This window comes from Rhodococcus sp. OAS809 (genome assembly GCF_040546695.1).
In the GTDB taxonomy this organism is placed as follows: Bacteria; Actinomycetota; Actinomycetes; order Mycobacteriales; family Mycobacteriaceae; genus Rhodococcus_F; species Rhodococcus_F qingshengii.
Map to the genome: position 1 here is coordinate 3,923,123 of NZ_JBEPOI010000002.1, position 25,652 is coordinate 3,948,774.

Genomic DNA, 25,652 nt, shown 5'->3' on the forward strand with positions numbered 1-25,652 from the left:
ATGTCCGTAAAGCCTGGCGCGGCCGCCACAACGGCCGCCGTGAGCACCGCCTCCTGGCTACCACTCATCGTGGTGGTCCTCACCCAGATTCAGGCGTCGTTCGCCGTCAACGCCCTGACCGTCTCGATGGCCGGCATCACCACCGATCTCGACACGCCCGCAACAAGTGTCGGCACCGCGATCACCGCGGGCACCTTCGCCATGGCTGCCTTCATTCTGTTGGGGGCCAAGATCGGCGCCCGTTACGGAACGCGTCTGGTCTTCCAGATTGCCGTCGCGATTCACGGCCTCGCAATGGCCGCGGTCGCCCTGAGTCAGAGCCCGGCAATGCTGTTCGTGGCGCAAGCTGCATCCGGCGCCGTGATCGCCCTCATCGCTCCCGCGTTGACGGTCTTCATCGCCACGAACTTCAGTGGCGATCAGCAGGCAAAGGCCATCGGTTACCTGGCAGCAGCAATCCCGGCGGCCGGTGTGCTGGCGCTGCTCATCGCCGGTTCCTTCGCGACGACGATCGGGTGGCGATACTCGTTCGCCCTCGTCGTGGCTCTCGCGGTGGTCAACCTGATCCTGAGCTTCCGGGTCAAACCTGTTCCCCCGCAGAAGGACATCACCATCGACTGGGCCGGCGCCGCCATTGCTGCCGTTGCCGTCATCCTGCTCAGCTTCGGTTTCAGCGGCCTGAACTCGTGGGGCGTCATCCTGGCCACCGACGCTGCGCCGTTCTCGGTCATCGGTGTCTCACCCGCGGCCATCCTGATCGTCCTCGGCACCATCTGCGCGCAGGGATTCTTCCAGTGGACGCGAAGCCGCAAGGCGCAGAACAAGCCTCAGCTCTTCAACCTCGACGTCCTCAAGACCGGCGCCGAGCGCGCCACCACGATTTGCATGGCGACGATGATGTTCGTGGGAACCGCGGCCAACTTCCTCATTCCGCTGTACATGCAGATCATCCAGGGCCGCAGCAGCTTGCAGACGTCGTTCTCGATCATCCCGTACACACTTTCGATCTTCATCGCGAGTACCGTCGTCGCGCGTCTGTACAAGACGTACTCCCCGCGTCTGATCGCACGAGCCGGGTTCGTCGTCGTTGCCGCTGGACTCATCTTGTTGGCCTTCACCATTCGTGGCGACTGGCATCAGATCTTTGTCATCATCGGACTGATCACCCTCGGCCTCGGGCAGGGCGCCATCGTTGCGCTGGTGTTCAACACCCTCCTCACCGCAGCCCCCAAGGAACTGGCCGGCGACGTCGGTGCCTGGCGGGGACTGGTACACAACATGTCCGGCAGCGTCGGCATCGCGGTGGCCAGCGTCTTCGCCGTCGGAATCCTCGGTACCCTCGTCAGCTCGCAGCTGATCGACAACCCCACCATCCCGGCATCACTCAAGGTCGAGTCCGGGATCAATCTCGACCAGGTCAACTTCGTCCCCAACGATCAACTCGTCGTGACGCTCGAAAACACCTCGGCGACACAAGCACAGATCGACGAAGCCATCCGGATCAACACCGAAGCGCGCTTGCGCGCCCTGCGAACCTCGCTACTCGTCCTCGCCGGACTCTCCCTGCTCGCCATCATTCCGGCCGGCCGCATGCCCGACGAAGTACCTGCTCTGGAAGAACCGCAACCCACGAAGGGCAAGAAGTAACCGATGTCCAACCAAGACCAATTCGGTCCGATCGAATACGTTGCCGTCGAGTTTCCCGGCGGTGCACCGACCTCCGCAGGATTCGAGCAGCTGCTCACTCTCGTCGACTCCGGCGTGATCCGCATCCTCGACCTCGAGTTCGTCACCAAAGCCGCCGATGGATCAGTGGCCGTCGTACCGGCATCGACCTTCGAACTCGCAGATTTCGATCTGGCGCAGTTCGACGGCGCAGCCTCCGGACTGCTCGACGCCGGCGACATCGCCGCCGTTGGTGACGAGTTGGCCACCGGTAGTGTTGCCGCCGTGCTTGTTTACGAGGAACTGGCCATACTGCCAGTGATCGACGCGTGGACACGCAGCGGCGCAAAGATTGTCACCGAAGGTCACCTGAGCTTGGACGAACTTGCCACCGCACTCGACAACACCGCACCAGGCAATACGGAGAAGGACGCATGAGTTTCTTGAGGCGAGCCGGCCGGGTAGCCGTCGCAAGCTCCATTCACGGCAATGTTCAGCGCCGTCAGCGGACCCGTTGGGCCGCCGAAGATCAGGCTCGCGCAGCGCAGGCCCAGCCGGTGCCTCCGATTCCCGATCTACCACCCCTGCCACCGCAGGCAGCTCCGGCAGCATCGATGGACTTGAAGCTCGAAGAGCTCACCAAGCTGGGCGAACTCAAGAATGCGGGAGTATTGACCGAGGCCGAGTTCGAGACCCAGAAGGCGCGCATCCTCGCCTGACCTAGCTGCGCCTCCCGAGGGCAAAAGCCATGACGGGAAGCTGCGTCGTCGCGAGATTCAACAGAGATGCCACTCGCGCATCCGTGAATCCTGCGATGGCGCAGCCCACAAGTCCCATCGCCTCGGTCACGAGGTACAGATTCTGAACCAGCACACCGGCATCCACGTGCATCGTGCGGTAGTGCCGCATCGCGTACTTCTCGAGCGGCGCTTCCACGTCGGCGACCACAAACAAAAGAACCGGGAACACGTCGACGAACTCGGGTTGGAGAAGGCTCGCTCGAAGGTGCTCTCGCACGTCGCCTGGCCGGACAGCTTCGGCGCGGCCTCGGGCATATCGGTATACCCCGGCTCCGAGCTCGTCTCCGGGTCGGCTGAGAACAAACGACAGCGTCAGTTCGCACATCCCGCCCGCCGTCGGGCTGCTGACAACACTGTGGTGCAACATGTTTGACAGCTCGCCTGCTCGGAGTGCCGTCTGTGCGGGGTCGTAGCGGCTCCGTCGTGCCTGCAAGACGTCCGCGAACCCGCAGGCCGGCAGTGGCGTCGCGGCCGGCAGTTCCACGGATTCACACGTCACCGGCGGCAGTGCGTGCTCGTCGAACGGTAGCTCCGACGGACTCACCGTCCGGTCCAACACTGCATGCAGCGATACGACGGCCTCGATTCGCTCGAGTGCGGTCACGAACCCGGGTGCAGCAGGCGAGACACCTCGCCGGCCCCGTCGATCGAGACCAACTCGCCGGCGAACCACGCCTCCGGAACGGCAAAGATCGCATTCGATGTCGCGGCGGGGGTTCCGGCAAATGCCGTCCGCGCAGCATCCAGGGTGGATTCCCGAGCCGACTCGGTGGAGTAGACGACGAGGACAGCCTTCGGCGACTTCGCGAGCACCGATTCCGTGGCTACCTGGCCGAAGTACTTTCCGTCGGGAAGGTCGTTCTCGAAAAGATTGCTTCCCCCGGCGGCCTCGAGCACACTGCTGTAGAGGCCCCTGGCCAGAGCATAGGACTGTCCCTCCGAAACCTGAACCATCACAGTGGGAACCGGCTCCTGCCCGGCGACAGATGCCTCGGTTGCTGCGAGGGACTTCTTGCCGTCGGCCAGGAGGGTTGCTGCCGCCTCACTTGTTCCGGTCAAGGCGCCGAGACCGTCGAGGTCGGACCAGACGTCGTCGATCCGCCCCTCGGTGACGGCCTTGTGGCAGTAGCCGCTGTTCACGAAGATCGGGATGCCGAGGTCACGCAATTCGTCCATGGTCTGCAATCGGTCACCGTCGAACCAGTATTCCCCGTCGGAGACGATCAGATCCGGACGGGCGTCGAGCAATGCTTCTTTCGCGGGAACTCCGGTGCTCAGTACCGGCACGGCCGCGAACTGATCAGCGAGTTCGGGGCTGGGAGGAGAGAGGTCGGTATTCGATTGTCCGACAATGCGGTCGGCGGCGCCGAGCTGAATGAGAAGTTCCGTCATCGACGGATACAGCGAGACAATCCGCTCCGCCGTCTTGGGCACCGTGACCTCGCGATCACAATTGGTGACGGTGATCTTCTCGGACGACGACGCCGCCGAATCCGCCGTGGAGTTTCCGCATGCGGTCAGTACTGCGGTGGCGGTAACGGCCGAGCACAACAGCGCGGCAGTACGTATCGAGGATTTCAAGACACTGCTTCTTTCGTGTGTAGGAGCGGAGGGGCGAACGAGAGCAGGGGGCGCCCGGTCAACGGATGAGTGCCGAGATGCACCTGAACCCCGAATACTTCGGACAGCAGGTCCTCGGTGAGGACCTCGGCCGTTGGTCCTGTCGCGACAACTACCCCGCCGGAGAGCAGACAGACGTAGTCGCAATACGCTGCGGCCAAGGCGAGTTCATGGATCGCGACAATCGTCGTGGTACCGAGTTCGGCGACCAATTCCATCAATTCGAGTTGAGCACGGATGTCGAGGTGGTTGGTGGGCTCGTCCAGGACCAGCACTGACGGTTGTTGAGCGATCGCCCGGGCCAACATCACACGCTGCTTTTCTCCGCCGGACAGTTCGGCGAAGAGACGTGATCCAAAGCCCTGCATACCGGTTCGCATCAGTGCTGCGCTGACGATGTCTCGGTCGATCTCGCCGAGTCGAGAGAACGCGCTGTGATGCGGCGTCCGACCCGTTGCAACCACCTCGCGGACCCTGAACGAGAAATCGGATGAATGCTCCTGCCCCACAACACCGATGATGCGTGCCGCCGATCGAGGCGAGAGATCGTCCCAAACATTCACCTCGTCCACCTTCACGATTCCGCTTCGAGGCTTCATCGAGCGATACAACGCGCGAAGGAGGGAGGACTTTCCACTGCCGTTCGGTCCGACGAGTCCGACCACGCTTCCCTCGGGCGCTTCGAGGTCTACACCCGAAACCACGAGGCGTCCGCCCCGAACGACGTGAATTCCGCTGGCCGACAATCTCATGACTGCGCACCGCCGTCCCGTCGAAGCAACCAGAGGAAGAACGGTGCACCCAATCCGGCGGTGATGATCCCGAGTGGTAATTCGTTGGGCGCATCCAACATCCGAGCCGCAAGATCGACGATCACCAGGAAGGTGGCACCAACCAACGCGGTCGCGGGGAGCAGCTTGCCGTGATCGGAACCGACCAGAAGTCGTACGGCGTGCGGCACGAGCAGCCCCACGAAACCGATTCCCCCGGCGACGGATACGACAACCGCGGTCAGCAACGACGCGATCACCAGTAGTAGCAACCTGGTACGGCGCACGTCCACGCCGACCGATTGCGCGCTCTCGTCTCCCATGGCCAACGCGTTGAGTTGGCGCGATTGTGTCAACAGAATTGCCGCACAGACGGTGATCACCGCGGCGGGCACACCGAGATCCGACCAACTGGCCCCGCTCACCGAGCCCAGCAACCAGAAGAGCACTCCCGAAAGCTGACTCGGATCGGCGCGCAACTGCACAAAACTTGTTGCAGCCGAGAGTAGATAGCCGATGGCAACTCCGGCCAGGACCATGCGCAGCGGGACGAGCATTCCCTCTCGCCGACCCAGTACGAGAACCGCGATCAGGGAGACCATGGCCCCCAGGAAGGCTGCCACCGGGACACCGATCGACAGGCCGGTGCCGATGCCGGTCGTCATGATCAGTACTGCACCGAAGGATGCTCCGGAACCCACGCCCAGAATGTACGGATCGGCAATCGGGTTGCGCACCAACGCTTGCAGCACGGCGCCGGCCAGCGACAGCCCGGCGCCCGCCAATGCCGCAATCAGAATGCGCGGTACCCGCAATCCCCACACGATCCGATCGAGCAACGGGTCGACCGGCGGACCGCCGACTTGTGCGTACAACACCGCGAACACGTCGGCAAAGGACACCGACGCGGCACCCGACCACACCGCGACGGTGGAGACCGCGACAAGCACAACCGCCGTGGCCAACAGAAACGGGACGTACCCGCGCTCGCCGACGGGATGTGGACGCGACGGCACTCGTGGTGCTGCCTCGCTGGTCAGCGTCATCGCACTCCTGAGTCGGTGGGGTTCGCAGTCATGAACAGGTGGATCTAACCATAACGACAGTCGTTTTCATTAATAGTCACATGCTCATTTGTGCGGATAAGGGTCGGTCCGCAGCGCGCTCGCCCACGCGAAGAGCGCCCCGACCAGCGCAAAGATGCACGCAACGAGGTAGGCGGTGCCGATGTCCCAGCGTCCTGCGATTGCCCCGGCAATCAAGGCGCCGACCGGCGAACCACCCCAGGCGACCATCCTCGCCGTGGTGTTCACGCGCCCCTGCAGACGATCCGGAGTCAGGCGCTGACGTGCACCGATGCCATTGAGGATGGTGACGGTCGCACAGCCGGAGTAGACGACGAGCGCCGTGATCGCGGCGCCGGTGTTGCCGGTTGTCGCAACGACGAACAGCACCACCGGGGCGATGGTCAGCGCCCCGACAGTGATCGCCCCGACCGGCCACTGCGCCGGTAGGCGTGGAAGCACGAGCGCCCCGACCACTCCACCCACGGAGACGGCCGTCCACACGGCGCCGATCATCGGACTCGACGTCGAAATCCCAAGCCTCTCGGATGCGTACACCACCAGGAGCGCCGTAACCGCACCCTGCGTCAGGGAATTGACGAAGCCGACGCCGGTCAAGGCTCGCAGAAGCGGCGACCGCCAGAGGAAGCTGAGGCCCTCGCGTATGTCACGCGCAATTCCGGTTCCCGACTTCTTCGGCGCCGCAGGAGTAATCGAAAACGAGGCTCCGATCGAGGCCATGGCCAGCCCGGCCAGTACGTAAGCCAGTGCATCAGCACCCAATGCGTAGGCCGGGCCGATCGAGGCCACAAGCACGCCGGCTATCGCCGGAAAGACAACATCGATCAGCGTGCTGGACGTCCACAGCGCGCTGTTGGCCGCCGGTATCCTCTGCCGTCCGACCAGAGCAGGCAGCGCTCCGAAAGCAGCGGCGTCGAACCACACGAAACACGTTCCGATGCACATCGATACGCCGACGGCATGCCACGCCGTCAATACGCCGAGTGCCTGCGCTGCCGGAATACTCGCCAAAGCAAGTGCAGCTACGGCCTGCGCACACAGGATGACCGTCCGCCGGTTGACTCGGTCTGCCACGGCGCCGGCGAACAAGCCGAACACGAGATACGGCAGAACCGTCCCCGCAGCCGCGAGCGAGGTGAGAAACGGAGACCGGCTGATGTCGAACACCAGGATCGGCATGGCCACTCCGGTGACCGCCGCACCGGCTACGGCAATCGTACGAGCCGTGAAGAACAATCGAAACGATCTGTCCCGAAAGACATGTGGTTGCGCTTCGACGGATCCCGTCGTCGGGGTCTCGCTCATGTATGCACTCTCTTGTACCTGTTGCTCTCCGTGGCGATCTTTCGTACGGTGGCATCGTAATGGAAATGGTTTCCATTACGGAAGGGATGACAATGAGCAACATTTCGTTCGACAGCGTCTCCAACTCGGCTCCGGCCAATGCACTCCAGGGCGTCGGCACCAACGCTCTCGTCGACAACCCGTTCACCTTCGAGCCGGTTGCCGAGGCAACGTCCGCACACGCCCTGCAGGGTGTGGGCACCAACGCCCTCGTCGACAACCCGTTCAGCTTCCAGAGCTGAAACCTCCCCTGATCCAGACTGTTTCGACAGCCTGATCAGCCGATGACCCCGCCCGCATCCGACTCGTCGGGTGCGGGCACCGACAAGGAGATCCGTGTACGCCCTCGCCGACGGACACCAGCTGTATCCGACCCCGGACGGCACTTGGCATTACCTGACACCGGACGAGAACGCGGTCACGATCGGCGCGCCGGCCGAAGACCTCGCGGAACTCGACAACTTTCTCAGGCGCTCTGGTTCGGTGCTCGGCCCGGGAGCTATCGAGATCGCCGACGCCCTCGTCTCTCGCGGCGTGCTGGCTGTTCCAGGTCAAGTGCCAGAGATTCCGCGCCCACAGCGTGTGCTGATGGACGGGATCGGGCCCGTTGCCGATGCTTGCATCGCCCTGCTCTCCAAGGCTCTTCCGCATCTCGAGGTCGTATCCAACACTGCGCCAATCGAAGACGATGTTGCGTCGTCGGACCTCGTACTGTCGGTTGCCGACGCTCCTCCTCACGACGCGTGGTCGGAACTCGATACCTGGTGCCGCCACAGCCGAACTCCGTGGCAACGCGTCCACACGGAGCTGGGTGAGATCTGCATCGGTCCCTTCTTCGACGGCATCGACAGCGCAAGCTACCGGGACGTCTGCGGTCGACGGCTTGCTGCGTCGCGCGTCCCGGATCATCTGCAGGCACTGTGGAATCACCTCGCCGGCAGCGAACCTCGCCCGCTCGAACTTTCACCCACCGCAGCCGCAATGGCCAGTGCGCTTGCATGTTCGGACGTCGTGGCTGGTGTGCATGGCGCACCGCCATCACACCTTCACCACCAGATCCGGATGAATCCGCGAACCCTCATGATGACTCGCCATCCCGTGCTACCACTGCCCGGCGGCGTTCTCGAACCCGCGCCGACGCTCCGGTGATCTCACTCGGCGTGAAGATCCCGGCAGCAGACGGTTCTTCGTTGGCTACGGATGTGCTTCTCCCACCGAATTCTTCACCGCGGGGACTGATCGTGATCCGCACCCCGTACGGGCGTGGATGGCATCTGGCGGAGGGGCTCGAATGGCGATCACGAGGAATTGCCTTCATCTGTCAGGACGTACGTGGACGGCACGATTCCACCGGATCTTGGGTACCGTACGTCCACGAGCGCGAGGACAGCGCCGCCCTTGCCGAGTGGCTGCAGGATCAGCCGTGGACACCGGAGTGCGTCATCGCAAGCGGGGCTTCGTATGCGGCCGGAACCGCCTGGGCATTTGCTGCCGAGACCAACAGCGCCGATCGGTCATTTCGTGTAGACGGCGTCGTCTCCAAGGTGCCGACCATCGGAAGCGACCGCGTCAAACGTGATCCCTCGGGGATACTTCTCCTCGCCGAGCATCTGGCGTGGTGGGGCGAGCACGGAGATTCGTCTTCCCCTCGTGAGGGTTTCATCCCTGCCCTGATGCGCTCGGATTCGTCTTTGCTGGAACATCTCCCGGTGCAGTCGATGATCGAGGAGGTTGGTCTGACCTCCGATTCACCGGGCTGGTTGACGCCGATCCTTCGCGCTCGTAAACGCGAAGACTTCGGTGGCGATGATCTGGTGTCCGCGGACGAACTCTCCGAACTCGACATCGCCGGGCTGCACATCGGCGGTTGGGACGATGCGATGATTCGGGAGACACTGCGGCACTTCACGTCCGTGGGGCGCGGGCCGCAGAGTTTGATCGTGGGCCCCTGGGCGCACGACCTCCGCCCTGGAAGGGTCGGCGAGACAAGTTTCGGCCGCCTTCAGGTCGAGTGGATGGAATCGGTATTCGCTGCGCGGCCCCTGACCATCAATCGGGTATTCGACCGGGGTGTCGGCGAATGGTCGACCGAACCGTTTGTCACGGGTGCGAATCGCGTTCATCTCGAACCAGATCGGAAGGATGCGGCCTACAGCTTCCTGTATGACGCCTCACGGGACCGAAACAACTGTGTTGTCTTGACTTTCGATATCAAGCACGACTCCGTACTCTCCGGAACACCATCGGTGGAGCTGAAAGTGCATTCACCCGAGGGCGAAGCCGATTGGATCGCCGAACTGAGCGTCGTAGATCCCGCTGGAGTTACCAGATCGATCGCACGTGGCGCGGGTGTCAGCCTGCAGCCGACGATGGTGACCATCGATCTGGATCCCGTGTTGCACACTGTGCGCGCGGGTGATGTCTTGTCGCTGCGGATCGCCGGATCGGACTTCCCCCGCCTCGCACGCAATCTCGGAGACGGTGATCGCTATCGAGGAACACGCAGTACCGCACTGCACCAATCATTTTCCGGGTCGTTGACCCTGCCGATACTCGGAGGAACTGACGGTGGATGACTTGCTGGTCGACGCCCGGAGCGGCGTGCTGACCTCACTGGAACCACACATTCGCTCGGACATGCCGACGGGCTGGGTCGGTTGGGCCGCGAGGGTGGCCGACACCAGAAACTTCGGCGGCAGCGGTTCACTGTTTCGCGCGGACCCTTACGGATTCGGGGCTTCGATACGCAACGATGCAGCGGCCCGCGGGGCGGCAACCGGTGAGGCCGTCGAAAGATATTGCGGCAACGTGGTCCCCGAAGATCTGGTCCGCAGCAGTGCATCAGCGCTGGAACTGGCCGGCTCACGGGTCGTCGATCCGGCGAAATTTGCGTTGTACAGCGAGGATCAGTACCGCCTTCCCGGATTCCCCTTTGTTCCCTTCACCTCTGATCTGAACATTCGCTGGGCATTGGGTCACACCATGGACGAGAAAGTGCCCACCTACGTGCCTGCGGCCCTGACTTATCTCGGGTACTACACAGGCACCCGTCGCTGCGAGCCACCGATCGCGTCGTTGCAGTACGCCGGAATCGCAGCGGGACGCTCACGCGACGAGGCCGAGATGTCAGCTCTGCTGGAACTTCTCGAACGCGATGCCACCGCGCTGTGGTGGTGCGGGGACCGGTCACAGCCGGCGATCGAGCTTTCCGACTGGGAGCGGTTGCCTGCGCACCGCCAACTCGGGGATCTGGAGAGCCAGACCCGGAGCGTTCGAGTGCTGCTGCTTCCCTCCCCCTTCGGCATTCCCGTCGCCGCAGCGTGGATCCGCGATGACCGACGTGGACTGGTCGCGCTGGGCACAGCTTGTCGACCGACGGTGGAGGCGGCAGTCTCGAAGGCACTGGTCGAGGCGTACGCGGTACTTGCCATCACGATCGACCTCGCCGACCCCGACGGGCCGACCTGGCGCAGCGTGGCGGACGGAACGCTGCCGGCGCACCTGTACAAACCCTTTCGGGCCGACCGTCGTTACCGGGACGAGTTCGATCCGCAATGGAAAGACGTCGTCGATCTGCCGACCGTTGCCCAACTTTATCTTGATCCCACGATGGCCCTGGCCGCGGAGGAACATCTCTTCGACTACACCGAAACACTCTCGGTATCAGAGATTCCCGTCGAAGCGCCGGTGGATCTGGCTTCTCTCGTAGCGCTTCTGACCTCACGGGGGCACCAGCCGATTTCCGTCGATCTCACCACCGGCGACATCTCGATTGCCGGGTTGCACGTCGTCCGCGTCCTGACTCCGGGCCTGTACAACAATGCCCCGGCAGCCTTTCCCCTTCTTGGAGGTAGCAGATTGACCAGCGCATCGACCACCCATCTGCATCTGCCGGTCCCCCTCGCATGACATCTTCGCTCGTCGACCGCCGAACTGGGATCATTCGAGAGCTGGTCGACGCCGTTGTTCCCCAGCACTTTCCGCCCGAGTTCAAGCTGATTCACTCGTATGTCAGTGATTCAGCACGCTTTACACCCTGGTCCAGCGACTCGGCGGGCGCCGGATATTGCTTCGATCTGGGTGACCGTGCGCGGCCTACCGCAGCTGCGATAGGCGAAGCGGTGGAACGGTATTGCGGCAACATCGTCGCCAAACCGATCGTCCGCGGGTCCGCCGAAGCGTTGATCGGAGCAAGCATCGAGCTGTCACAACTCGCGCGTTTCGACGCTGCCCAGTACGCGCGGCCACAGTTCCCGTTCGTCGAACCAACCGACGATCTGGAGATGGACTGGACTCGCGGAGCCGACCTGATCACGGGTTCGGATATCTGGGTACCGGCCGAACTCGTCTGGGGTTCGTATCCTCATTTCGTCGCCCGGACGGGTCCGGCGATCTCTCCGGTGGCTCAGGCGGGTCTCGCCGCCGGTCCCACGACGGAATTCGCGATACGGAATGCACTGCGCGAGATAGTCGAGCGCGACGCGATGACGTTGTCCTGGAACGGAAGACGCGGCGTTCGGATCGTCACCGGCATTCCCGAGGTGCTTCGGCGACTGGGGAATCACGGCACCCTCTCGACCAGGTGGTTGTCATTCGACAGCGATTTCGGGATCCCGGTGCTCGGCGCCCTCGTCCACGACGGACTCACCGGATACTCGACCATCGGTACCGCCTGCCACGAAGAAGCCCAGACGGCTGCGTTCAAGTCACTCGGCGAAGCGCTTCAGCTGCAGCTGCTTTCCGCCGACTACGACAACCCGCAGAGCGGCATCGGTCGAGCCGCGGCCTCCCCGACCAGTCCGCTTGCGCCTTGGCGAGCTGACCGAAGCTATGCAGGCGCCTACCGATCGGATTTTGCCGACGTGATGGACTACGGATGCCACTTGCAACTTCACCTGGACCCGGAGATCCAAGCACGATTCGAGAGTGAGCTGGTCGGTGCCGTCGTCGGCGAGGTGGGACTCGACTCTCTGACATCAGCCGCCGGCACCGAAAGCGCTCTGACGGCAGCCGGTTTCCGGCCGGCATGGGTCGATCTCACCACAACTGATGTTCTCCACGCCGGCCTGCACGTCGTCCGCGTCGTCGTACCCGGTTGTCTCACCAATGCGGCCGCCGGATTGCCGTTTCTCGGCTCGCCCCGACTAGTGGACAGTCTTGCCGGACGATCGGCTCGCACCATCCCATTGCCGCACTGACAGTTCGGGAACCGCCGCTTGCAACGACTCGGTGGTTTCCACCGCGTGGAACCACGTCGGCTTCGAGATCGCGGCATCCCGAATCACCTGCACGGCGCGCGCGGCGATAGCTGCCGTCGCGACCGACTGGCTACGCCCCGAAACCCACAGCGCCGGGCCGGTATCCGCTCGGGCCATCGCTACCCAACGATCCGAGCCCCACAGCTTCTTCGGCACGACCTTCTGTAGAGCGGGTGCCCACGTCATGGCCGCAAGTCCGAGCGTCGCGGTGGACGTGTCCAATCGCAGGTACGTCCTGACCGGAACACCGAGGTCTCGCGTCAACGCATGCTGGTCCGAAAAGTCGGCCCGCACAGCAGGACCGGTGCGGTAGCCGGTCGCATCGGCCGGTATTCGAAACGTCTTCATCCCGGTGTAGTTGCGGACCGATCGTCCGTCGGGATCAGGAAACCTCGTGCCCAACATCCCGTACGTCCACGCCGTTGCGGCCGGCCCGTGTAGTTCTCCACCGCCGAGGCCGATCAGGATGTCCACGGGTCCGTCGCCGAGTCGATGCGCCTCGGTTGCAAGGACACTGGTCAATCCCGGCGCCAACCCGACGCCCATGAGAACGGGTCCGTCGACCGCTTCCAATTCTTCGCAGTAGCTCGAGGTCGCCGTGATGTCGACGAATGCCGCCCCACCGCGTACCGCTTCGTCGGCCAGGCGAACATCCTCGAAACCCGACGCATTCACCACGACATCGAAGTCTCGAACCACAGTCGAATACGCGCCTGGTTCTTTAAGATCAACGACGACGTCCGCGCGGGCAGGGTCACGGCCGGCGGAGTACGCGGAGATTTCGGGGACCTTCGCGAGTTGTTTCATCAGGGGAATCCCGACGGCACCGTAGCCACCGAGTACAAGAACCTTCGTCATTACTTCGCCTCCCGAGTCGCTAGAGTTCGACTCTAGAGTTAGACTCTAATCATGACTGAGGTTCTTCGGGAAGACACGTCGGCGCGGCGCAAGATCATCGAGGCAGCGCGTGAGGTTTTTGTCGATCCCGGCTACGCGGCCGCCACGATCAAGCAGCTTGCCGCGGCGGCGGGCGTGTCGGTGCAGAGTGTCTATTTCGTGTTCGGCAACAAGCCGAGCGTGCTGTCAGCACTGCTCGACGTGGCCGTTGCGGGCGACGAGGAAAAGACGGCAACTCTCGACCGTCCGTGGGTGGCGGCAGCACTCGGCGCCCCACATCCACTCGGACAACTCCGGATTCAGGTTCACCACGGACGGCTCATTCTGGAACGCACCGCAGACATCCTGCTGGCACTGCGGGCCGCCGCTTCCGCCGACGAGGACGCCGCCCGTCTGTGGCAAATCAACCGCACTCAGAGACGCACGGTGCAGGAACATCTGATGGTCGGCATCGTCGAAAAAGCGCCAACCGTCGACCTCGAAACAGCTGTGAACGTCGCACTCACGCTGCTCAGTCCCGAGACCTACACAGACCTCGTGGTCGGCGCGGGTTGGACCGGCCAACAGTACGAAGAATGGGTGGTCAACACCCTTGCCGCCACCCTCGGCCTGGACCGAACCGTCAAATCCCGGAAGTAGCTGGGATTACTTGGTGGGCTTGTCGTCGATGTGCCGTGGGTTGTTCCACAGGCGCTCCGTCAGATCGTGGAGGACGGCAAGGGTGATCGTGTCGTCGTCCCGTCGGAGCAGAGACTGGCTGACCGTCGCGCGCACCAACGTGGAGTCGGAGTGCACGAACTCCTTGACCGAGCCCGGCTCGGAACTCAGTTCACGATGGGCCTGCTCTGCACTGACGTCGTCGGCATCCTTGTCGTAGAGGATGTCCTGCAAACGCAACGCCGAGACGGCCTTCTTGGGATATCCCAGCATGTCAGCGAAGGACGGATTGGCAAAAACGATGCTGCCGTCGCGGTGAACGGCCATGACCGGCACCGGAAGCCTGTCGAGGAGAATCAGGGCAGGCATCTGCTCCAGATCCGCAATCGGCGATTGTGGCGGCTGCGCAACGTTGCGGCGGCGTTCCATAACACGTCCTCTCAAGTTGCCCGAGTCGACAACAGTCTAACTGCCCAGCAAATCGCGGGTTGACTTCCCGCCCGGATGCAGTGACGAATGCCCGAATCGTGCCCGCCTGAGTCACGCCGCGAGCGCCTCCTGATCCTCCGCCAAGGAACCGTCAACAACACGATAGACAGTATCCATCCGAGACAGGTGACTTCGGTCGTGTGTCACGAGAAGGGTTGCCGCCTCGCGTTCCCGCACCACCCCGATGATCAGATCCATGACAGCGGCACCGCGCTCCTGATCGAGCGCACTCGTGGGCTCGTCGACCACGAGAAGCTGCGGATCGTTCATCAATGCTCGCGCGAGATTGACGCGCTGTCGCTGCCCGCCCGACAGCTGGGACGGCCGTTTTCCGCTCTGATCCGCGAGCCCGACAGCGTCCAGCAAATCCATCGCTTTTGATTTCACGGCCTTGCGACGGGTCCGTGACGTGAACACGGACTGCCCCAGATGCGCCATCACCTCGAGCTGCTCCAGTGCAGTCAGCGAAGACACGAGGTTCGACTGTTGGAAGACGATGCCGATCGACGAGCGTCGCAGCTCCGACGCCGCCCGCCGACTCAGCGCAGCGATGTCGGTGCTGCCTTCCGGCGTCCGGAGATAGACGTGCCCGGAATCCGGACGGATCAGCGTCGACGCCACCGCCAACAGGCTGGACTTGCCCGAACCCGAGGGCCCGGTGATCGCGGCGATCTCGCCGCGGTGCAGTCGCAGAGACACGTCGTCCAGCGCCGTCACCCGCGATTGCCCATCGGGAAACGTCAGATCGACGTTCTGGATGTCGAGAACTGTGGTGCCGGTTGTCATGGTCATCGTGCGCTCCCCAATGCTGTGAGTGGATCGGTGGTCGAGAGGAATCGAAGTGCAAAGGCCGCGCCGAGCAGACCGAGCCCGATCAATGCCACGGCAGGTACGACGGTGGTGGATGCGTCCAGGACAAACGGCATGGCGTCACCGATCAGCGATCCGGCCACGGCCGTCAGCCCGATTCCGACGGTGACACCGGCAATCAGAACGATGAGCGCCTGACCCAGTGCGTCGCGCACCAGCGAACCGGTAGTCGCACCGAGCGCTTTCAGCGTCGCGATGTCCGGAGTTCGCTGGATCGTCCACACCGTGAAGAACGCACCGATCACCAGGGCTGAGATCGCGAACAACATGAGCGTCATCAACGTCAACGACCCGTTCTCCGACTTGTACGAACCGATCGCGTCGAGCGAACCGCTGACCGTCGTCGACGTCGTCGCAGCCGCCTTGTCCGTTGCGGAAGCGTCAGAGGCTCCGGTGACAGCCAGTACTGTCGCAACTCCGCCGCGTGGATTGGCCGCCTGCCAGTCGTCGAGCGTCATCCAGACGACGGGCGAATGGCTGTACCAGTCGTCACCGCGAACGGCGCTGACGGTGAACTGCTTCGTACCGACGCTCACCTGATCGCCGGCGCCCGCCCCCAGTTCGCGGGCGGCACCTTCGCTCAACACCACCGTGCCTGACGCCGACGGCGTCACGTCACCGAAACCGCCATCAGCGCCGAACAGGGCCACCGACTTCTGATTTCCGTCGGCCAATCCCGCTTTCCCGTGACCGATTCCGATGGGATCGACGTCCTTCGACGTGGAGGTCCAAGCGTTGACCTGGTCCTGCGTGAGCGCCGACTCGTCGAACGACGCCCCGGCTCCGGTGTCGGCGAACACCACCGTGTCGGCATTCATGGCCTCGATGGCCGACACGTTCTGATGGCGAAGTCCTGCAGTCAACCCGCTGAGAAAACTGACCAGAAGTGCAACCAACAGAACCACGACGGAGATCAGCGCGAAACGACCTCGCGCTGCCCGTAAGTCCCTCATTGCGACAAACACTGTGAATTCCTTTCCTGTGCTTGCCTCTACGCTCTCGCGGATGCAGACTCTTTCCATCGCACCTCGGATCGACATTCCAGCGCTCGAAAGAACCATCCCGGTTTACAACTTTTGATGGATGAACCAGGCCCGAACCTCGCTAAGCTGGGCGAGATGCACCGATCGCCGCTCACGCCTGTCTTCGCCGGCCTACAACTGGGCCTGCATGTCCTTGTCATGGCGCTGGCCGGTGTGGTGTTTCTTCGAGCGCTGATCGACGAATCCGACCTGACCGCAACAATCATCGCGTTGGCCGTGATCTTCGTTGCCGTCTATCTTTTCGGGGTCGCCAAAAGGCTGCGCGGCAACGCTGCCCGCTGGTGGCTGGCCGTGCTGACCCTCGTCTGGATCGCGACGATGGCGGTATCCGCCGACGCCGCCTACCTCGCGTTCGGACTCTTCTTCCTCTATCTCCATATTCTGCGACGCCCCTGGAGTCTTCTCGCCGTCACCGCGGCAACGGCTGTCGCCGTGATCGGCACCGGATTGCATCGCGGGTGGACGGTGGCCGGCGCCGTCGGCCCGATCATCGGCGCCGCCGTAGCCGTTGCTATCGGTCTCGGATATCAAGCTCTGTACCGCGAGGCAGCCGAGCGCGGTCGTCTCATCGACGAGTTGATGAATACTCGTGAAGAATTGGCGTCGACGTCTCGCGATGCCGGAAAATTCGCGGAACGTGAAAGACTCGCCGCCGAGATTCACGACACCGTGGCCCAGGGACTTTCGAGCATCCAGATGCTCCTTCACGCTGCCGAACGCGCCGATCCGGACAGCCCGGCCATCCGTCAGATCAGCCTCGCACGGGAAACTGCCGCGGACAGTCTTGCCGAAACCCGCCAACTCATAGCCGAATTGACGCCCGCGGCCTTGGACGGTCAGTCGCTCGCCGACGCGCTTCGTCGAATCTGCGAACGCGCGAGCAGTCCTGAACTGGAAGCGCGCTCCGTGGTCGAAGGCGAGGCAGTGCGGCTGCCGATGCCCCTCGAAGCAACATTGGTACGCATCGCTCAGGGCGCGGTGTCCAATGTTCTCCGCCATGCCGATGCAACCAGAATGGCTGTGACACTGACCTATTCCGATGACACCGTCAGCCTCGACGTGGTCGACAACGGTCGCGGTTTCGACGTGGCAGTTCTCGAACGTGGCCCGGCGGAATCTTTTGGCCTCAATGCAATTCGCCGACGCGTCGAACTGCAGGGCGGGACTTTCTCCATCGAGTCCGAGCCGGGACACACGGCCGTCGCAGTGACGTTTCCTCTCGAAGTCGGCGAACCGTGATCCGCCTGCTGCTCGCCGACGATCACGCGATCGTGCGCGCCGGGTTACGAGCGCTGCTCGAAAGCGAAGCCGACATCGAGGTAGTCGGCGAAGCGGGCACCGCCGAGGAAGCCATAGCCTTCTGCGCCACCACGCCGGTCGACCTCGTGCTCATGGACCTGCGATTCGGCCCCGGGAAGACGGGCGTCGACGCCACCCGCGCGGTGTGCGCGCTGCCGAATCCGCCGCACGTACTCGTCGTGACCAACTACGACACGGATGCAGACATCTTGAGCGCTGTCGAGGCCGGGGCCAGCGGGTACTTACTCAAGGACACACCACCGGTCGAGTTGCTGTCAGCCGTCCGTGCCGCTGCGAGCGGGGACAGCGTTCTCTCCCCCGCCATCGCGTCGAAGCTCATGACTCGGGTACGCAAACCCGAAACCAGCCTCAGCCCAAGGGAAATCGAAGTTCTGAAGTTGGTGGCGGCGGGTCGCTCCAACCGAGAGATCGGCAAAGAACTGTTCCTGAGTGAGACCACGGTCAAGTCGCACCTGGTTCACATCTTCGGGAAGTTGGGAGTGAAGTCGCGGACGTCGGCGGTAGCTCGTGCGCGGGAGCTGGGTTCGATCTGACATTTGCCCGAATTGTCGAAAGTAGCTGGACAGCAGCAATTTTCGCTCACAATTCTCTTGTGTTCGAAACTTTGTTCGATTAGACTTTGAGTATGGACAGTCGGGATGCGTGGCAGCTGGATGGTGAGGGCCTCAAGGGTGAGGTTCTCGATCTGGTGCGTGTCCGGCACGAGTTGCAGTCGCGGATGGTGTTGCTGATCGTGGAGATGTTTTCCCGTGAGGTTCTCGGTGGGAAGGGTTTTCGGGCGATCGCGCAGTGGTTGCATGGTTCGACGAATTTGGAGATCGGTGAGTGCAGTCTGCTGGTCGGGTTGGCGCGGTTGTTGATGCTCGAACCTGTTGTCGCGGATGCGTTTCATCGTGGTGACGTGGATGCGTTGAAAGCCCGTCAGGTGGCGTCGTTTTGTCAGCATCCGCCGAAGAACATGACCCTGGCGGATGTGGACAAGGCCCGCGGGATTCTGTTGGGTTTGGCGTCGAAGAACATCGCCGATTGTGATGCGGTGCGGGCAGCGATCCGCCGAATCGAGAAGCAGTACGGCAAGCGCGAGGACGGCGTTCCGGTCGGCGAGGATTCCGAACGTAACGAGTTCTATGCCTCCAAAGGCTTGTACGGGCGGGTGACCGTGAAGGGCGACCTGGATGCGGTGAACGGGGCCCGTCTGATCACGTTGCTGTCGAGCCTGTCTGCGCCGACGCCGGAGAAAGACGGCGTCAAAGACACCCGCACTCCGGCATTGCGGCGGGCGGACGGGTTCTGCGAACTACTGCGGCGGTACGAGCGGGCGGGGTTGGGTCCGATCGAAGGCGGGGTGAAACCGCACATCACGGTCACCGCCAGCGCAAAAGACATGACGGACCTGCAAGCGTTGAAGGACTTGCTGCCGTCGACCGAGGAGTTGGGGTTCGCGTGGGCGGATTGGGTGGGCCCGATCAGCATCGACACCGCCCGGATGCTCGCCTGCGACTGCACCGTGACGCGGATTTTGTTGGACGAGAATGGTGTTCCGCTCGACTGCGGCAAGGAAGCGAGAACGGCGACAGTTCCGCAGCGGCGGGCGTTGGCGGTTCGCGATGGTGGTTGCGCGTTTCCGGGGTGCGGAACACCATCCGGGTGGTGCGATGCCCACCATATTGTTCACTGGAACGATGGCGGCCCAACAGATCTCGACAATCTGATCTTGTTGTGCGGTCATCACCACCAGACGCTGCACCACACGGAGTGGCGGGTGGAGATCGGCCCCGACCGAAAAACAGTGTTCTACCCACCGATGTCGATCGATCCGTATCAACAGCCGATCGGCGGGAACAGCCCACCGACAGCGGCGTGAACCGACATAACTGAAAAGGCCAGCGTGTGCACCGGGGAAGAATCATGCCCCGGGGCATACGCTGGCCTTTTCGGCTGCGCTCGATGTCCGTCTTGCGACAGCATCTGTCTCCACTTCGACACGCCGGACCCATAGGGTCGAGGCATGTCTTTCTGCGAACCCGCCCGCGTTGTCACCGTCACGTCCCTGACCCCGCACATGCGGCGAATCAGCATCGAGGCAGAAGGCGACTGGCACTGGCCGACCGGCGGGCAGGGCGACGAGCGCATCGACCTCGCGTTCCCGAAACCCGGTGAAACAGAAGCAGAATACGACTACTTCAACAATCCCGACTACGGCAAGGCCGATCTCGGAACCGAGCCACCGTGGCGGCACTACACCGTGCGCAAGGTGCACGACGGCGGCCGACGTCTGGACATCGACTTCGTCGTGCACCCTGGCGGTATTGCAGCGGATTGGGCCCTGCGGGCCGAACCAGGTCACCTACTAGGCGTCTTCTGGTCGGACAGTTCGCGGTCCCACTACCAAGCACCGGCAGGTCCTCGCTGGCAGCTGCTGGTCGCAGACGCCACGGGTCTCCCCGGACTGGGCAGGATTGTCGAAGAACTTCGTGAAGGCGGTGTCGCACAGGCGATCATCGAGGTCGAAACCGAAGAGGATCGACAGGAATTTGTCACTCGCGGCGACGTCACGTACACGTGGCTCGTGGGGAGTGGCCTCGGAAAGGCGCCGAGCGCACTGTTCGAGGCTGTGGAGAAGGTCGAGTTTCCCGAATCCGAATCGGCCGACGTCTACGCGTGGGTGGCGTGCGAAAGCGCAACCAGCCGTCGTATTCGTAAGCATCTGAGGGAAGTTCGAGGAATAGCTCGCGACAAGCACAATGTTGTCGGGTACTGGCGAGAGGGCGCCGACGGCCACGTTTCCGGCATGAACAGCGAGGAAGTCACCGTCGGCGCCTGAGCGCCGTGATCACTCTGCCGGCAGCGTGTCGGTAGATTCTGTGTGAGCCTGCTGCGCGTCAGCCGACTTTTCCGCCAGCATCTCGAACAGTGCTCGGCGTGCCTCGGCGAGAATTGCCTCGGCCTTGGCTACCTGCTCAGCGGTCCCACCTGCGGCTACCGCGACAGCGGCACCTCGGAGTAGGCCCATCGCGGGACGGAGCGCTGCGCCGGCTTCACCGAAACCCGGCCGACCGTGTCCGCGCTGGTCAAGTCGACCGCGCCGGCCTTCGGGGCGTCCTTCTGCTCGGTCTTCGAAGCGACCCTCGGGTCGCTCGCCCTCGAATCCTCGACGGAAACCGTGTCCACGATGCGGGCCTCGGCGGCCATGCTCGCGACGTTCTTGCATTTCTGGGTTGTTGTGTGGGGCGTACATGTTGTCCTCCTGGACTGTCTGTGTTTGTTTGACGTATCGACGATATATCGACAATAGATCGAACGCAAGGGTTCGTAGAATAATTCCCGCACCCTCGTCCGGATACGCTGAAGCCGTGAACACGGATCTACAAGCCCAGGCCGCGGACGTCCTACGCCGCCTCGCACTCGACGAATACCTGAAAGAACGCACCATGGCGGACGCCGCGACGGCAGCACTCGCACGGAAAGTCGCCGCTCGCTACATCGGCGGCGAAACCATCGACGACGCTTTCGACCGACTCCCCCCGATCTTCGCGCGAGGACACAAGGCGAGCATCGAATACACCGGGGAAAGCGTCCGGGATCCCGAACTCGCGAACGCCGAAACCGATGTGTTCGTGGAATTGGCGGAACGGATCGGAACGTCGGGCGTCGACAGCACCGTGTCGTTCGACCTCTCGCACATCGGCTTGGTCATCGATCCGGAGCAGTGCTTTCGTAATGTCGTGCGCCTGGCCGAGACCACGGAACGCGCAGGTGCCGAGCTGATCATCTCTGCCGAAGCGTCCGACCGCACCGACCTGGTCCTCGACATGCACGCGCGACTGGCCGAGCGGTTCACTCACGTGGGGATCACCGTTCAGGCCCGACTGCACCGCACGGCAAAGGATCTCGCCGCTCTGCTGGACCGACCCGGCCGCATCCGTCTCGTGAAGGGCGCCTTCCTCGAAGCCGAGTCCGTCGCCTACCCACGCGGTAGTGCCGAACTGCGCAGCGCGTATCTCGACTACGCAGCCCGAATCGTCGAATCGGGTCACCAGGTCTCCATCGCGACGCATGACCGCGATATCCTCGAAGCACTACGCGCCGAGCATGATTCGAAGCTCAGAGCCGGGCACGTCGAGTTCGAGATGCTGCTCGGCCTCGGTACCGAGCAGCTGGACGCCCTCCGAGCAGAGGGCTTCACCACACGCGAATACGTCATCTTCGGAACACAGTGGTGGCTGTACGTACTCAATCGCATCGCCGAAGAACCAGAGCGTGTCTACACCGCGCTCATCGACGCTGCGCTCATCAGCACTGCAAACTAGATCTCCAACAACACAAGTGGGGCCGCACTCGATTCGAGTGCAGCCCCACTTGTGTAAGTTTCTAGCTCTCCAGAAACGCCTTGATGCGCGCCAGAGTGGTTTCCATTCCGGTCTGCATCAGCTGATCTCGACCCCGACCGAGTAGGCCGCTACCCGACATCATGCGCACGTAAAGCGCTGGCGTCGCATAGATCTCACGAGTCTCGGTAAGCACGGTGCCCGTTCCCGAAGGCTCGAGCACAAAGGTCCACCGCGCTTTCGGCTCGTCCGATTCGAAGGAGAACCTCCGGCAGTCGACCACGTCGACCACCGTGCAGTGCGTGCTCCACCGAATCAGACCATGCTTGTTGGTGCCCTTGAACTTTGCACCCACAGTGCCCGGAGTTCCGGAAGTCCATGTTCCACCGGTGTTTTCAGGGCTGAAGCGACCCATACCTTCGATGTCGCTGACAACCTTCCACACCGATACCGGCGTTGCCTCGATGTACGCGCTGGCGGTTTCCACCCGTTACCGGCCCGGAACCCAGGACATGATCTTGATGGCGTGAGGCATGAGCTTTGCCCACACCTTGGCCGGAAGTCCGCGCGGTCCACCGAGATTCATGACGCGAGTGGTGGCAACGGTCTGCGGTTCGGTGTACTTGATCAGCCCCTCGGCGCCGTGACGACGACCGACGCCCGAGACACCCATACCGCCCATCGGTGCTGCGGTGCTGCCCCAGGTGGGTGCGTAACCCTCGTCGACGTTGACAGTGCCGGCGTGGATGCGCGCTGCGATGGCTTCGCCGGCAGCCTTGCTTCCCGCCCACACACTGGCGTTGAGGCCGTACTCGGTGTCGTTGGCCGCAGCGATGGCCTCTTCGACGTCCTTGACGGGGTAGATCGAGACGAGCGGCCCGAAGGTCTCGTCGCGGTAGCACTCGGCGTCTTCGGGAACCCCGGTGAGCAGGGTGGGCTCGTAGAACAGCGGTCCGATGTCCGGCCGAGCCTTGCCACCGGCAATGACGGTGGCGCCCTTGACCACTGCGTCGTCGACATGAGCGGAGATTGCCTTGACCTGCGCCTCGGAGACGAGGCTGCCCATCTCGATTCCGAATTCGTATCCGGCGGCGAGGTTCATCTTCTTGACGCGGTCACCGAACATGCGGATGAACTCGGGTGCGATGGACTCTTCGACGTAGATGCGCTCGATGGAGATGCACAGCTGACCGGAGTTGGAGAAGCACGCACGCACAGCGGCGTCGGTGACCTCGCGCAGGTCTGCGCCGGCGGCAACGATCATCGGGTTCTTGCCACCGAGTTCGGCGGAGAAGCCGATCAGTCGACGGCCGGCCTGCTCGGCGAGGAGCTGACCGGTCGCGGTGGAACCGGTGAACATGAGGTAATCGGTGTTCTCGACCAGGGCGGTGCCGACGACGGAGCCCGGCCCGGGAACCACGGCGAAGAGGTCGCGAGGCAGACCCGCCTTGTAGAGCAGTTCGACGCAGGCGAGCGCGCAGTACGGTGTCTGGCTGTCCGGCTTGAGGACAACGGCGTTACCGGCGAGCAGCGCGGCGATGGCGTCGGACACGGCCAGCGTCATCGGGTAGTTCCACGGCGAGATGACGCCGACTACACCCTTGGGCTGGTAGCGGACGACGGTCTTCGTCAGACCCGGGAGCATGCCGGAGACGCGACGCGGGCGCAGCAGCTTCGGCGCCACACGTGCGTAGTGACGCGACGTCATCGAGATGTCGAGGACTTCTTCCTGAGCTGCGGTACGCGACTTTCCGGTCTCGGCCTGAGCCATGTCCATGAGGGCGTCGCGGTTCTCGAGGATGAGATCGCGGTAGCGGTGGAAGACGGCAGCGCGGTCGAGGACGGAGCGCTTGGCCCATTCCTTCTGGGCGACGCGGGCACGGGCGATGGCCGCAAGTGCGTCGTCGGCGGTGCCGACGGGGATGGTCGCCAGCTCCTTGCCGGTGAACACCTCGGTGATGGACTTCGTCGGGCGATCGGCAACATTGTCGATGGCGATCAGATCGGCGAGCCGCGAGAAGGTCGCAGCGGACGGAGCAGGCATTTCAGTACCCCTACTGGTGAGTAGTTCTTGGAGTTACACACAACTTACCCCGTCGGTGGTACCGATCACAGTGCCGAATCAGACAGAGTCAACCAATACTGCCTCTTTCGGACGTTTTGCGATCAACAACGACATGACTGCGGCGATCGCGCAGAGCGCGCCGGCCACCAAGAAGGCAGCGTCGTACGAGCCGATCTGATCACGAACGAGACCGGCCAAGAAGGCCACCAGACCCGCACCGATCTGGTGCGATGCCAGCACCCAACCGAACACGATGGGGGCGTCGGCGCCGAAGTGTTGACGGCACAGCGCGACGGTCGGCGGAACCGTCGCCACCCAGTCGAGCCCGTAGAAGATGACAAACGCGATCATCGGCGGATTCACGGTGTTGGCGAGCAGCAGCGGCAGGAAGAGCAGCGAGATTCCGCGGAACAGGTAATAGATGCCGAGAAGTTTTCGCGAGTCCATCCGGTCGGTGAACCAACCCGAAGCAATGGTGCCGACCATGTCGAGGATTCCGATCAACGCCAACAGGGACGCGGCAGTCGTGATCGGCATTCCGTGGTCGTGCGACGCCGGGACGAAGTGCGTGCCGATCAGGCCGTTGGTGCTCGCGCCGCAGATCGCGAAGGTACCGGCGAGAAGCCAGAACACCTTGGTCTTCGACGCCATCACCAGCACCGAGATCGCCCGGCCTCCGGCACCGCCGCGCTGGTAGACAGGCTTGGCTGCTGGGGCGTAATCGGCGGGCGCTCCGTAAGGCGTCGTACCCACGTCTGACGGATAGTTACGCAGGAACAGCAGAACGAACGGCACAACGGCCAGTGCAGCAAACGAAACTGTGAAGGCGACGCTCTTCCAGTCGTACGTTTCCGCGATCTTCGCCAGGACCGGAAGGAACACCAGCTGACCGGCAGCACCACCGGCCGTCAGGATGCCGGTCACGAGACCACGCTTCTCGACGAACCAGCGATCGACGACGGTGGCGACAAACGCCAGCGCCATCGAACCGGTACCGAGACCGACGAAGACACCCCACAGCAGAATGAGCTGCCAACTCGAGGTCATGAAGATGGTGAGACCACTGCCGAGCGAGATGAGCGCCAACGCCGAGGTGACGACCGCCCGGATACCGAACCTCTCCATCAAGGCAGCAGCGAACGGCGAGGTCAACCCGTACAGAATCAGGTTGACCGAGACGGCCGCCGAGATGCTGGCGCGCGACCACCCGAAATCCTCGTGCAGTGGATCGATCAGCACGGATGGGGCAGCGCGGAAGCTCGCCGCTCCGACCAACGCCAGAAATGCCACGATCGCGACGGACCACGCGCGGTGAAAGCGCGGCGGGCTCACCTGCTGTTGGCCTGATTCGGGGAGAGCGGTCTCAGAAGTCACAGAGAGAATTCTGCAGTTCGGATTCGATCGAGAACAGTGGCCAGATTGCCAATATATGAAAGGATCG

General features: G+C 63.1%; 27 protein-coding genes. 14 read left to right on the forward strand and 13 right to left on the reverse strand.

Annotated elements, in window-relative coordinates:
• Genes ABIE52_RS21350 through ABIE52_RS21360 form a run of 3 tightly spaced genes read left to right on the forward strand, consistent with a single transcriptional unit; the run spans position 1 to position 2,384 of the window.
• Positions 1 to 1,647 (forward strand): MFS transporter, encoded by a 1,647-nt coding sequence (locus ABIE52_RS21350; protein WP_192712837.1) that lies wholly within the window; start codon positions 1 to 3, stop codon positions 1,645 to 1,647.
• Between the two features lie 3 nt (positions 1,648 to 1,650).
• Positions 1,651 to 2,103: a DUF6325 family protein gene (locus ABIE52_RS21355; RefSeq protein WP_007735911.1), complete on the forward strand. Its 453-nt coding sequence runs from the start codon at positions 1,651 to 1,653 to the stop codon at positions 2,101 to 2,103.
• Positions 2,100 to 2,384 (forward strand): SHOCT domain-containing protein, encoded by a 285-nt coding sequence (locus ABIE52_RS21360; RefSeq protein ID WP_192712836.1) that lies wholly within the window; start codon positions 2,100 to 2,102, stop codon positions 2,382 to 2,384. The genes ABIE52_RS21355 and ABIE52_RS21360 overlap by 4 nt, the downstream gene beginning before the upstream one ends.
• 1 nt (position 2,385) lies before the next feature.
• Here ABIE52_RS21360 and ABIE52_RS21365 read toward each other — a convergent pair whose 3' ends face one another.
• The 5 genes from ABIE52_RS21365 to ABIE52_RS21385 all read right to left on the reverse strand — a co-directional run bounded on the left by ABIE52_RS21365 (position 2,386) and on the right by ABIE52_RS21385 (position 7,245).
• On the reverse strand, positions 2,386 to 3,069 hold the full coding sequence (locus ABIE52_RS21365; protein ID WP_192712835.1) for a SagB family peptide dehydrogenase: 684 nt from the start codon (positions 3,067 to 3,069) through the stop codon (positions 2,386 to 2,388).
• Entirely contained in the window at positions 3,066 to 4,046 is a 981-nt protein-coding gene (locus tag ABIE52_RS21370; protein WP_064073624.1) for an ABC transporter substrate-binding protein, read from the reverse strand. Before ABIE52_RS21370 ends, ABIE52_RS21365 begins: the two co-directional genes overlap by 4 nt.
• Positions 4,043 to 4,837, reverse strand: a complete 795-nt coding sequence (locus ABIE52_RS21375) for an ABC transporter ATP-binding protein (protein WP_192712834.1) — start codon at positions 4,835 to 4,837, stop codon at positions 4,043 to 4,045. Before ABIE52_RS21375 ends, ABIE52_RS21370 begins: the two co-directional genes overlap by 4 nt.
• Positions 4,834 to 5,901 (reverse strand): FecCD family ABC transporter permease, encoded by a 1,068-nt coding sequence (locus ABIE52_RS21380; RefSeq protein ID WP_192712833.1) that lies wholly within the window; start codon positions 5,899 to 5,901, stop codon positions 4,834 to 4,836. The genes ABIE52_RS21375 and ABIE52_RS21380 overlap by 4 nt, the downstream gene beginning before the upstream one ends.
• An 84-nt stretch (positions 5,902 to 5,985) precedes the next feature.
• A complete protein-coding gene (locus ABIE52_RS21385) occupies positions 5,986 to 7,245 on the reverse strand; it encodes an MFS transporter (protein WP_042920631.1) in 1,260 nt (419 codons plus the stop codon).
• A gap of 92 nt (positions 7,246 to 7,337) precedes the next feature.
• Between ABIE52_RS21385 and ABIE52_RS21390 the strand changes: the two genes are divergently transcribed.
• The 5 genes from ABIE52_RS21390 (at position 7,338) to ABIE52_RS21410 (ending at position 12,482) form a co-directional block, all read left to right on the forward strand.
• The gene (locus ABIE52_RS21390; RefSeq protein WP_003943543.1) at positions 7,338 to 7,526 is read left to right on the forward strand and encodes a streptamidine-related RiPP repeat protein; all 189 of its coding nucleotides are present in this window, start codon (positions 7,338 to 7,340) and stop codon (positions 7,524 to 7,526) included.
• Positions 7,527 to 7,620: 94 nt separating this feature from the next.
• Positions 7,621 to 8,433: a hypothetical protein gene (locus tag ABIE52_RS21395; protein ID WP_192712832.1), complete on the forward strand. Its 813-nt coding sequence runs from the start codon at positions 7,621 to 7,623 to the stop codon at positions 8,431 to 8,433.
• Positions 8,430 to 9,860, forward strand: coding sequence for a CocE/NonD family hydrolase (locus ABIE52_RS21400; RefSeq protein ID WP_192712831.1), 1,431 nt, complete (start codon positions 8,430 to 8,432; stop codon positions 9,858 to 9,860). The genes ABIE52_RS21395 and ABIE52_RS21400 overlap by 4 nt, the downstream gene beginning before the upstream one ends.
• Positions 9,853 to 11,193 (forward strand): YcaO-like family protein, encoded by a 1,341-nt coding sequence (locus ABIE52_RS21405; protein ID WP_192712830.1) that lies wholly within the window; start codon positions 9,853 to 9,855, stop codon positions 11,191 to 11,193. The genes ABIE52_RS21400 and ABIE52_RS21405 overlap by 8 nt, the downstream gene beginning before the upstream one ends.
• The gene (locus ABIE52_RS21410; protein WP_192712829.1) at positions 11,190 to 12,482 is read left to right on the forward strand and encodes a YcaO-like family protein; all 1,293 of its coding nucleotides are present in this window, start codon (positions 11,190 to 11,192) and stop codon (positions 12,480 to 12,482) included. The genes ABIE52_RS21405 and ABIE52_RS21410 overlap by 4 nt, the downstream gene beginning before the upstream one ends.
• On the opposite strand, the gene ABIE52_RS21415 is transcribed toward ABIE52_RS21410, so the two are convergent.
• Positions 12,429 to 13,400: a saccharopine dehydrogenase family protein gene (locus ABIE52_RS21415; RefSeq protein ID WP_037130941.1), complete on the reverse strand. Its 972-nt coding sequence runs from the start codon at positions 13,398 to 13,400 to the stop codon at positions 12,429 to 12,431. The two genes, ABIE52_RS21410 and ABIE52_RS21415, sit on opposite strands and share 54 nt — an antisense overlap.
• Positions 13,401 to 13,451: 51 nt before the next feature.
• Here ABIE52_RS21415 and ABIE52_RS21420 point away from each other — a divergent pair, with 51 nt between their 5' ends.
• Positions 13,452 to 14,078: a TetR/AcrR family transcriptional regulator gene (locus ABIE52_RS21420; RefSeq protein WP_003943606.1), complete on the forward strand. Its 627-nt coding sequence runs from the start codon at positions 13,452 to 13,454 to the stop codon at positions 14,076 to 14,078.
• A gap of 6 nt (positions 14,079 to 14,084) precedes the next feature.
• On the opposite strand, the gene ABIE52_RS21425 is transcribed toward ABIE52_RS21420, so the two are convergent.
• The 3 genes from ABIE52_RS21425 to ABIE52_RS21435 form a co-directional block, all read right to left on the reverse strand.
• Positions 14,085 to 14,525: a PAS domain S-box protein gene (locus tag ABIE52_RS21425; protein ID WP_003943598.1), complete on the reverse strand. Its 441-nt coding sequence runs from the start codon at positions 14,523 to 14,525 to the stop codon at positions 14,085 to 14,087.
• A gap of 111 nt (positions 14,526 to 14,636) precedes the next feature.
• Entirely contained in the window at positions 14,637 to 15,377 is a 741-nt protein-coding gene (locus ABIE52_RS21430; RefSeq protein WP_007735886.1) for an ABC transporter ATP-binding protein, read from the reverse strand.
• Positions 15,374 to 16,420 carry an ABC transporter permease gene (locus ABIE52_RS21435; RefSeq protein WP_192712828.1) on the reverse strand — a complete coding sequence of 349 codons (1,047 nt, stop codon included), beginning with the start codon at positions 16,418 to 16,420 and terminating at the stop codon, positions 15,374 to 15,376. The genes ABIE52_RS21430 and ABIE52_RS21435 overlap by 4 nt, the downstream gene beginning before the upstream one ends.
• Positions 16,421 to 16,534: 114 nt before the next feature.
• On the opposite strand from ABIE52_RS21435, the gene ABIE52_RS21440 reads away from it, so the two are divergent.
• From ABIE52_RS21440 to ABIE52_RS21455, 4 genes are all read left to right on the forward strand, one after another.
• Positions 16,535 to 17,737, forward strand: coding sequence for a sensor histidine kinase (locus tag ABIE52_RS21440; RefSeq protein WP_125050154.1), 1,203 nt, complete (start codon positions 16,535 to 16,537; stop codon positions 17,735 to 17,737).
• Positions 17,734 to 18,351 carry a response regulator gene (locus tag ABIE52_RS21445; RefSeq protein ID WP_003943536.1) on the forward strand — a complete coding sequence of 206 codons (618 nt, stop codon included), beginning with the start codon at positions 17,734 to 17,736 and terminating at the stop codon, positions 18,349 to 18,351. Before ABIE52_RS21440 ends, ABIE52_RS21445 begins: the two co-directional genes overlap by 4 nt.
• A 92-nt stretch (positions 18,352 to 18,443) precedes the next feature.
• Positions 18,444 to 19,682 carry an HNH endonuclease signature motif containing protein gene (locus ABIE52_RS21450; RefSeq protein ID WP_192712827.1) on the forward strand — a complete coding sequence of 413 codons (1,239 nt, stop codon included), beginning with the start codon at positions 18,444 to 18,446 and terminating at the stop codon, positions 19,680 to 19,682.
• Between the two features lie 144 nt (positions 19,683 to 19,826).
• A complete protein-coding gene (locus tag ABIE52_RS21455) occupies positions 19,827 to 20,642 on the forward strand; it encodes a siderophore-interacting protein (RefSeq protein ID WP_192712826.1) in 816 nt (271 codons plus the stop codon).
• Positions 20,643 to 20,651: 9 nt separating this feature from the next.
• Here ABIE52_RS21455 and ABIE52_RS21460 read toward each other — a convergent pair whose 3' ends face one another.
• Positions 20,652 to 21,056, reverse strand: coding sequence for a hypothetical protein (locus ABIE52_RS21460; RefSeq protein WP_231782786.1), 405 nt, complete (start codon positions 21,054 to 21,056; stop codon positions 20,652 to 20,654).
• A 115-nt stretch (positions 21,057 to 21,171) separates the two neighbouring features.
• On the opposite strand from ABIE52_RS21460, the gene ABIE52_RS21465 reads away from it, so the two are divergent.
• On the forward strand, positions 21,172 to 22,128 hold the full coding sequence (locus ABIE52_RS21465; protein ID WP_192712825.1) for a proline dehydrogenase family protein: 957 nt from the start codon (positions 21,172 to 21,174) through the stop codon (positions 22,126 to 22,128).
• A gap of 61 nt (positions 22,129 to 22,189) precedes the next feature.
• Here ABIE52_RS21465 and ABIE52_RS21470 read toward each other — a convergent pair whose 3' ends face one another.
• The 3 genes from ABIE52_RS21470 to ABIE52_RS21480 all read right to left on the reverse strand — a co-directional run bounded on the left by ABIE52_RS21470 (position 22,190) and on the right by ABIE52_RS21480 (position 25,585).
• A complete protein-coding gene (locus tag ABIE52_RS21470; protein WP_003943564.1) occupies positions 22,190 to 22,633 on the reverse strand; it encodes an SRPBCC family protein in 444 nt (147 codons plus the stop codon).
• Positions 22,634 to 22,636: 3 nt separating this feature from the next.
• A complete protein-coding gene (locus ABIE52_RS21475) occupies positions 22,637 to 24,190 on the reverse strand; it encodes a succinic semialdehyde dehydrogenase (RefSeq protein WP_003943578.1) in 1,554 nt (517 codons plus the stop codon).
• A gap of 78 nt (positions 24,191 to 24,268) precedes the next feature.
• On the reverse strand, positions 24,269 to 25,585 hold the full coding sequence (locus tag ABIE52_RS21480) for an MFS transporter (protein ID WP_047272696.1): 1,317 nt from the start codon (positions 25,583 to 25,585) through the stop codon (positions 24,269 to 24,271).
• Positions 25,586 to 25,652 lie beyond the last annotated feature (67 nt).

Excerpts from the sequence above, each read along its gene's own strand:
- ABIE52_RS21380 (WP_192712833.1), bottom strand. The coding sequence starts at position 5,901 with ATGACGCTGACCAGCGAGGCAGCACCACGAGTGCCGTCGCGTCCACAT.
- ABIE52_RS21420 (WP_003943606.1), top strand. The coding sequence starts at position 13,452 with ATGACTGAGGTTCTTCGGGAAGACACGTCGGCGCGGCGCAAGATCATC.
- ABIE52_RS21350 (WP_192712837.1), top strand. The coding sequence starts at position 1 with ATGTCCGTAAAGCCTGGCGCGGCCGCCACAACGGCCGCCGTGAGCACC.
- ABIE52_RS21455 (WP_192712826.1), top strand. The coding sequence starts at position 19,827 with ATGTCTTTCTGCGAACCCGCCCGCGTTGTCACCGTCACGTCCCTGACC.
- ABIE52_RS21460 (WP_231782786.1), bottom strand. The coding sequence starts at position 21,056 with ATGTACGCCCCACACAACAACCCAGAAATGCAAGAACGTCGCGAGCAT.
- ABIE52_RS21360 (WP_192712836.1), top strand. The coding sequence starts at position 2,100 with ATGAGTTTCTTGAGGCGAGCCGGCCGGGTAGCCGTCGCAAGCTCCATT.
- ABIE52_RS21375 (WP_192712834.1), bottom strand. The coding sequence starts at position 4,837 with ATGAGATTGTCGGCCAGCGGAATTCACGTCGTTCGGGGCGGACGCCTC.
- ABIE52_RS21355 (WP_007735911.1), top strand. The coding sequence starts at position 1,651 with ATGTCCAACCAAGACCAATTCGGTCCGATCGAATACGTTGCCGTCGAG.
- ABIE52_RS21430 (WP_007735886.1), bottom strand. The coding sequence starts at position 15,377 with ATGACCATGACAACCGGCACCACAGTTCTCGACATCCAGAACGTCGAT.
- ABIE52_RS21410 (WP_192712829.1), top strand. The coding sequence starts at position 11,190 with ATGACATCTTCGCTCGTCGACCGCCGAACTGGGATCATTCGAGAGCTG.
- ABIE52_RS21415 (WP_037130941.1), bottom strand. The coding sequence starts at position 13,400 with ATGACGAAGGTTCTTGTACTCGGTGGCTACGGTGCCGTCGGGATTCCC.
- ABIE52_RS21475 (WP_003943578.1), bottom strand. The coding sequence starts at position 24,190 with ATGCCTGCTCCGTCCGCTGCGACCTTCTCGCGGCTCGCCGATCTGATC.
- ABIE52_RS21440 (WP_125050154.1), top strand. The coding sequence starts at position 16,535 with ATGGATGAACCAGGCCCGAACCTCGCTAAGCTGGGCGAGATGCACCGA.
- ABIE52_RS21385 (WP_042920631.1), bottom strand. The coding sequence starts at position 7,245 with ATGAGCGAGACCCCGACGACGGGATCCGTCGAAGCGCAACCACATGTC.
- ABIE52_RS21425 (WP_003943598.1), bottom strand. The coding sequence starts at position 14,525 with ATGGAACGCCGCCGCAACGTTGCGCAGCCGCCACAATCGCCGATTGCG.
- ABIE52_RS21390 (WP_003943543.1), top strand. The coding sequence starts at position 7,338 with ATGAGCAACATTTCGTTCGACAGCGTCTCCAACTCGGCTCCGGCCAAT.
- ABIE52_RS21450 (WP_192712827.1), top strand. The coding sequence starts at position 18,444 with ATGGACAGTCGGGATGCGTGGCAGCTGGATGGTGAGGGCCTCAAGGGT.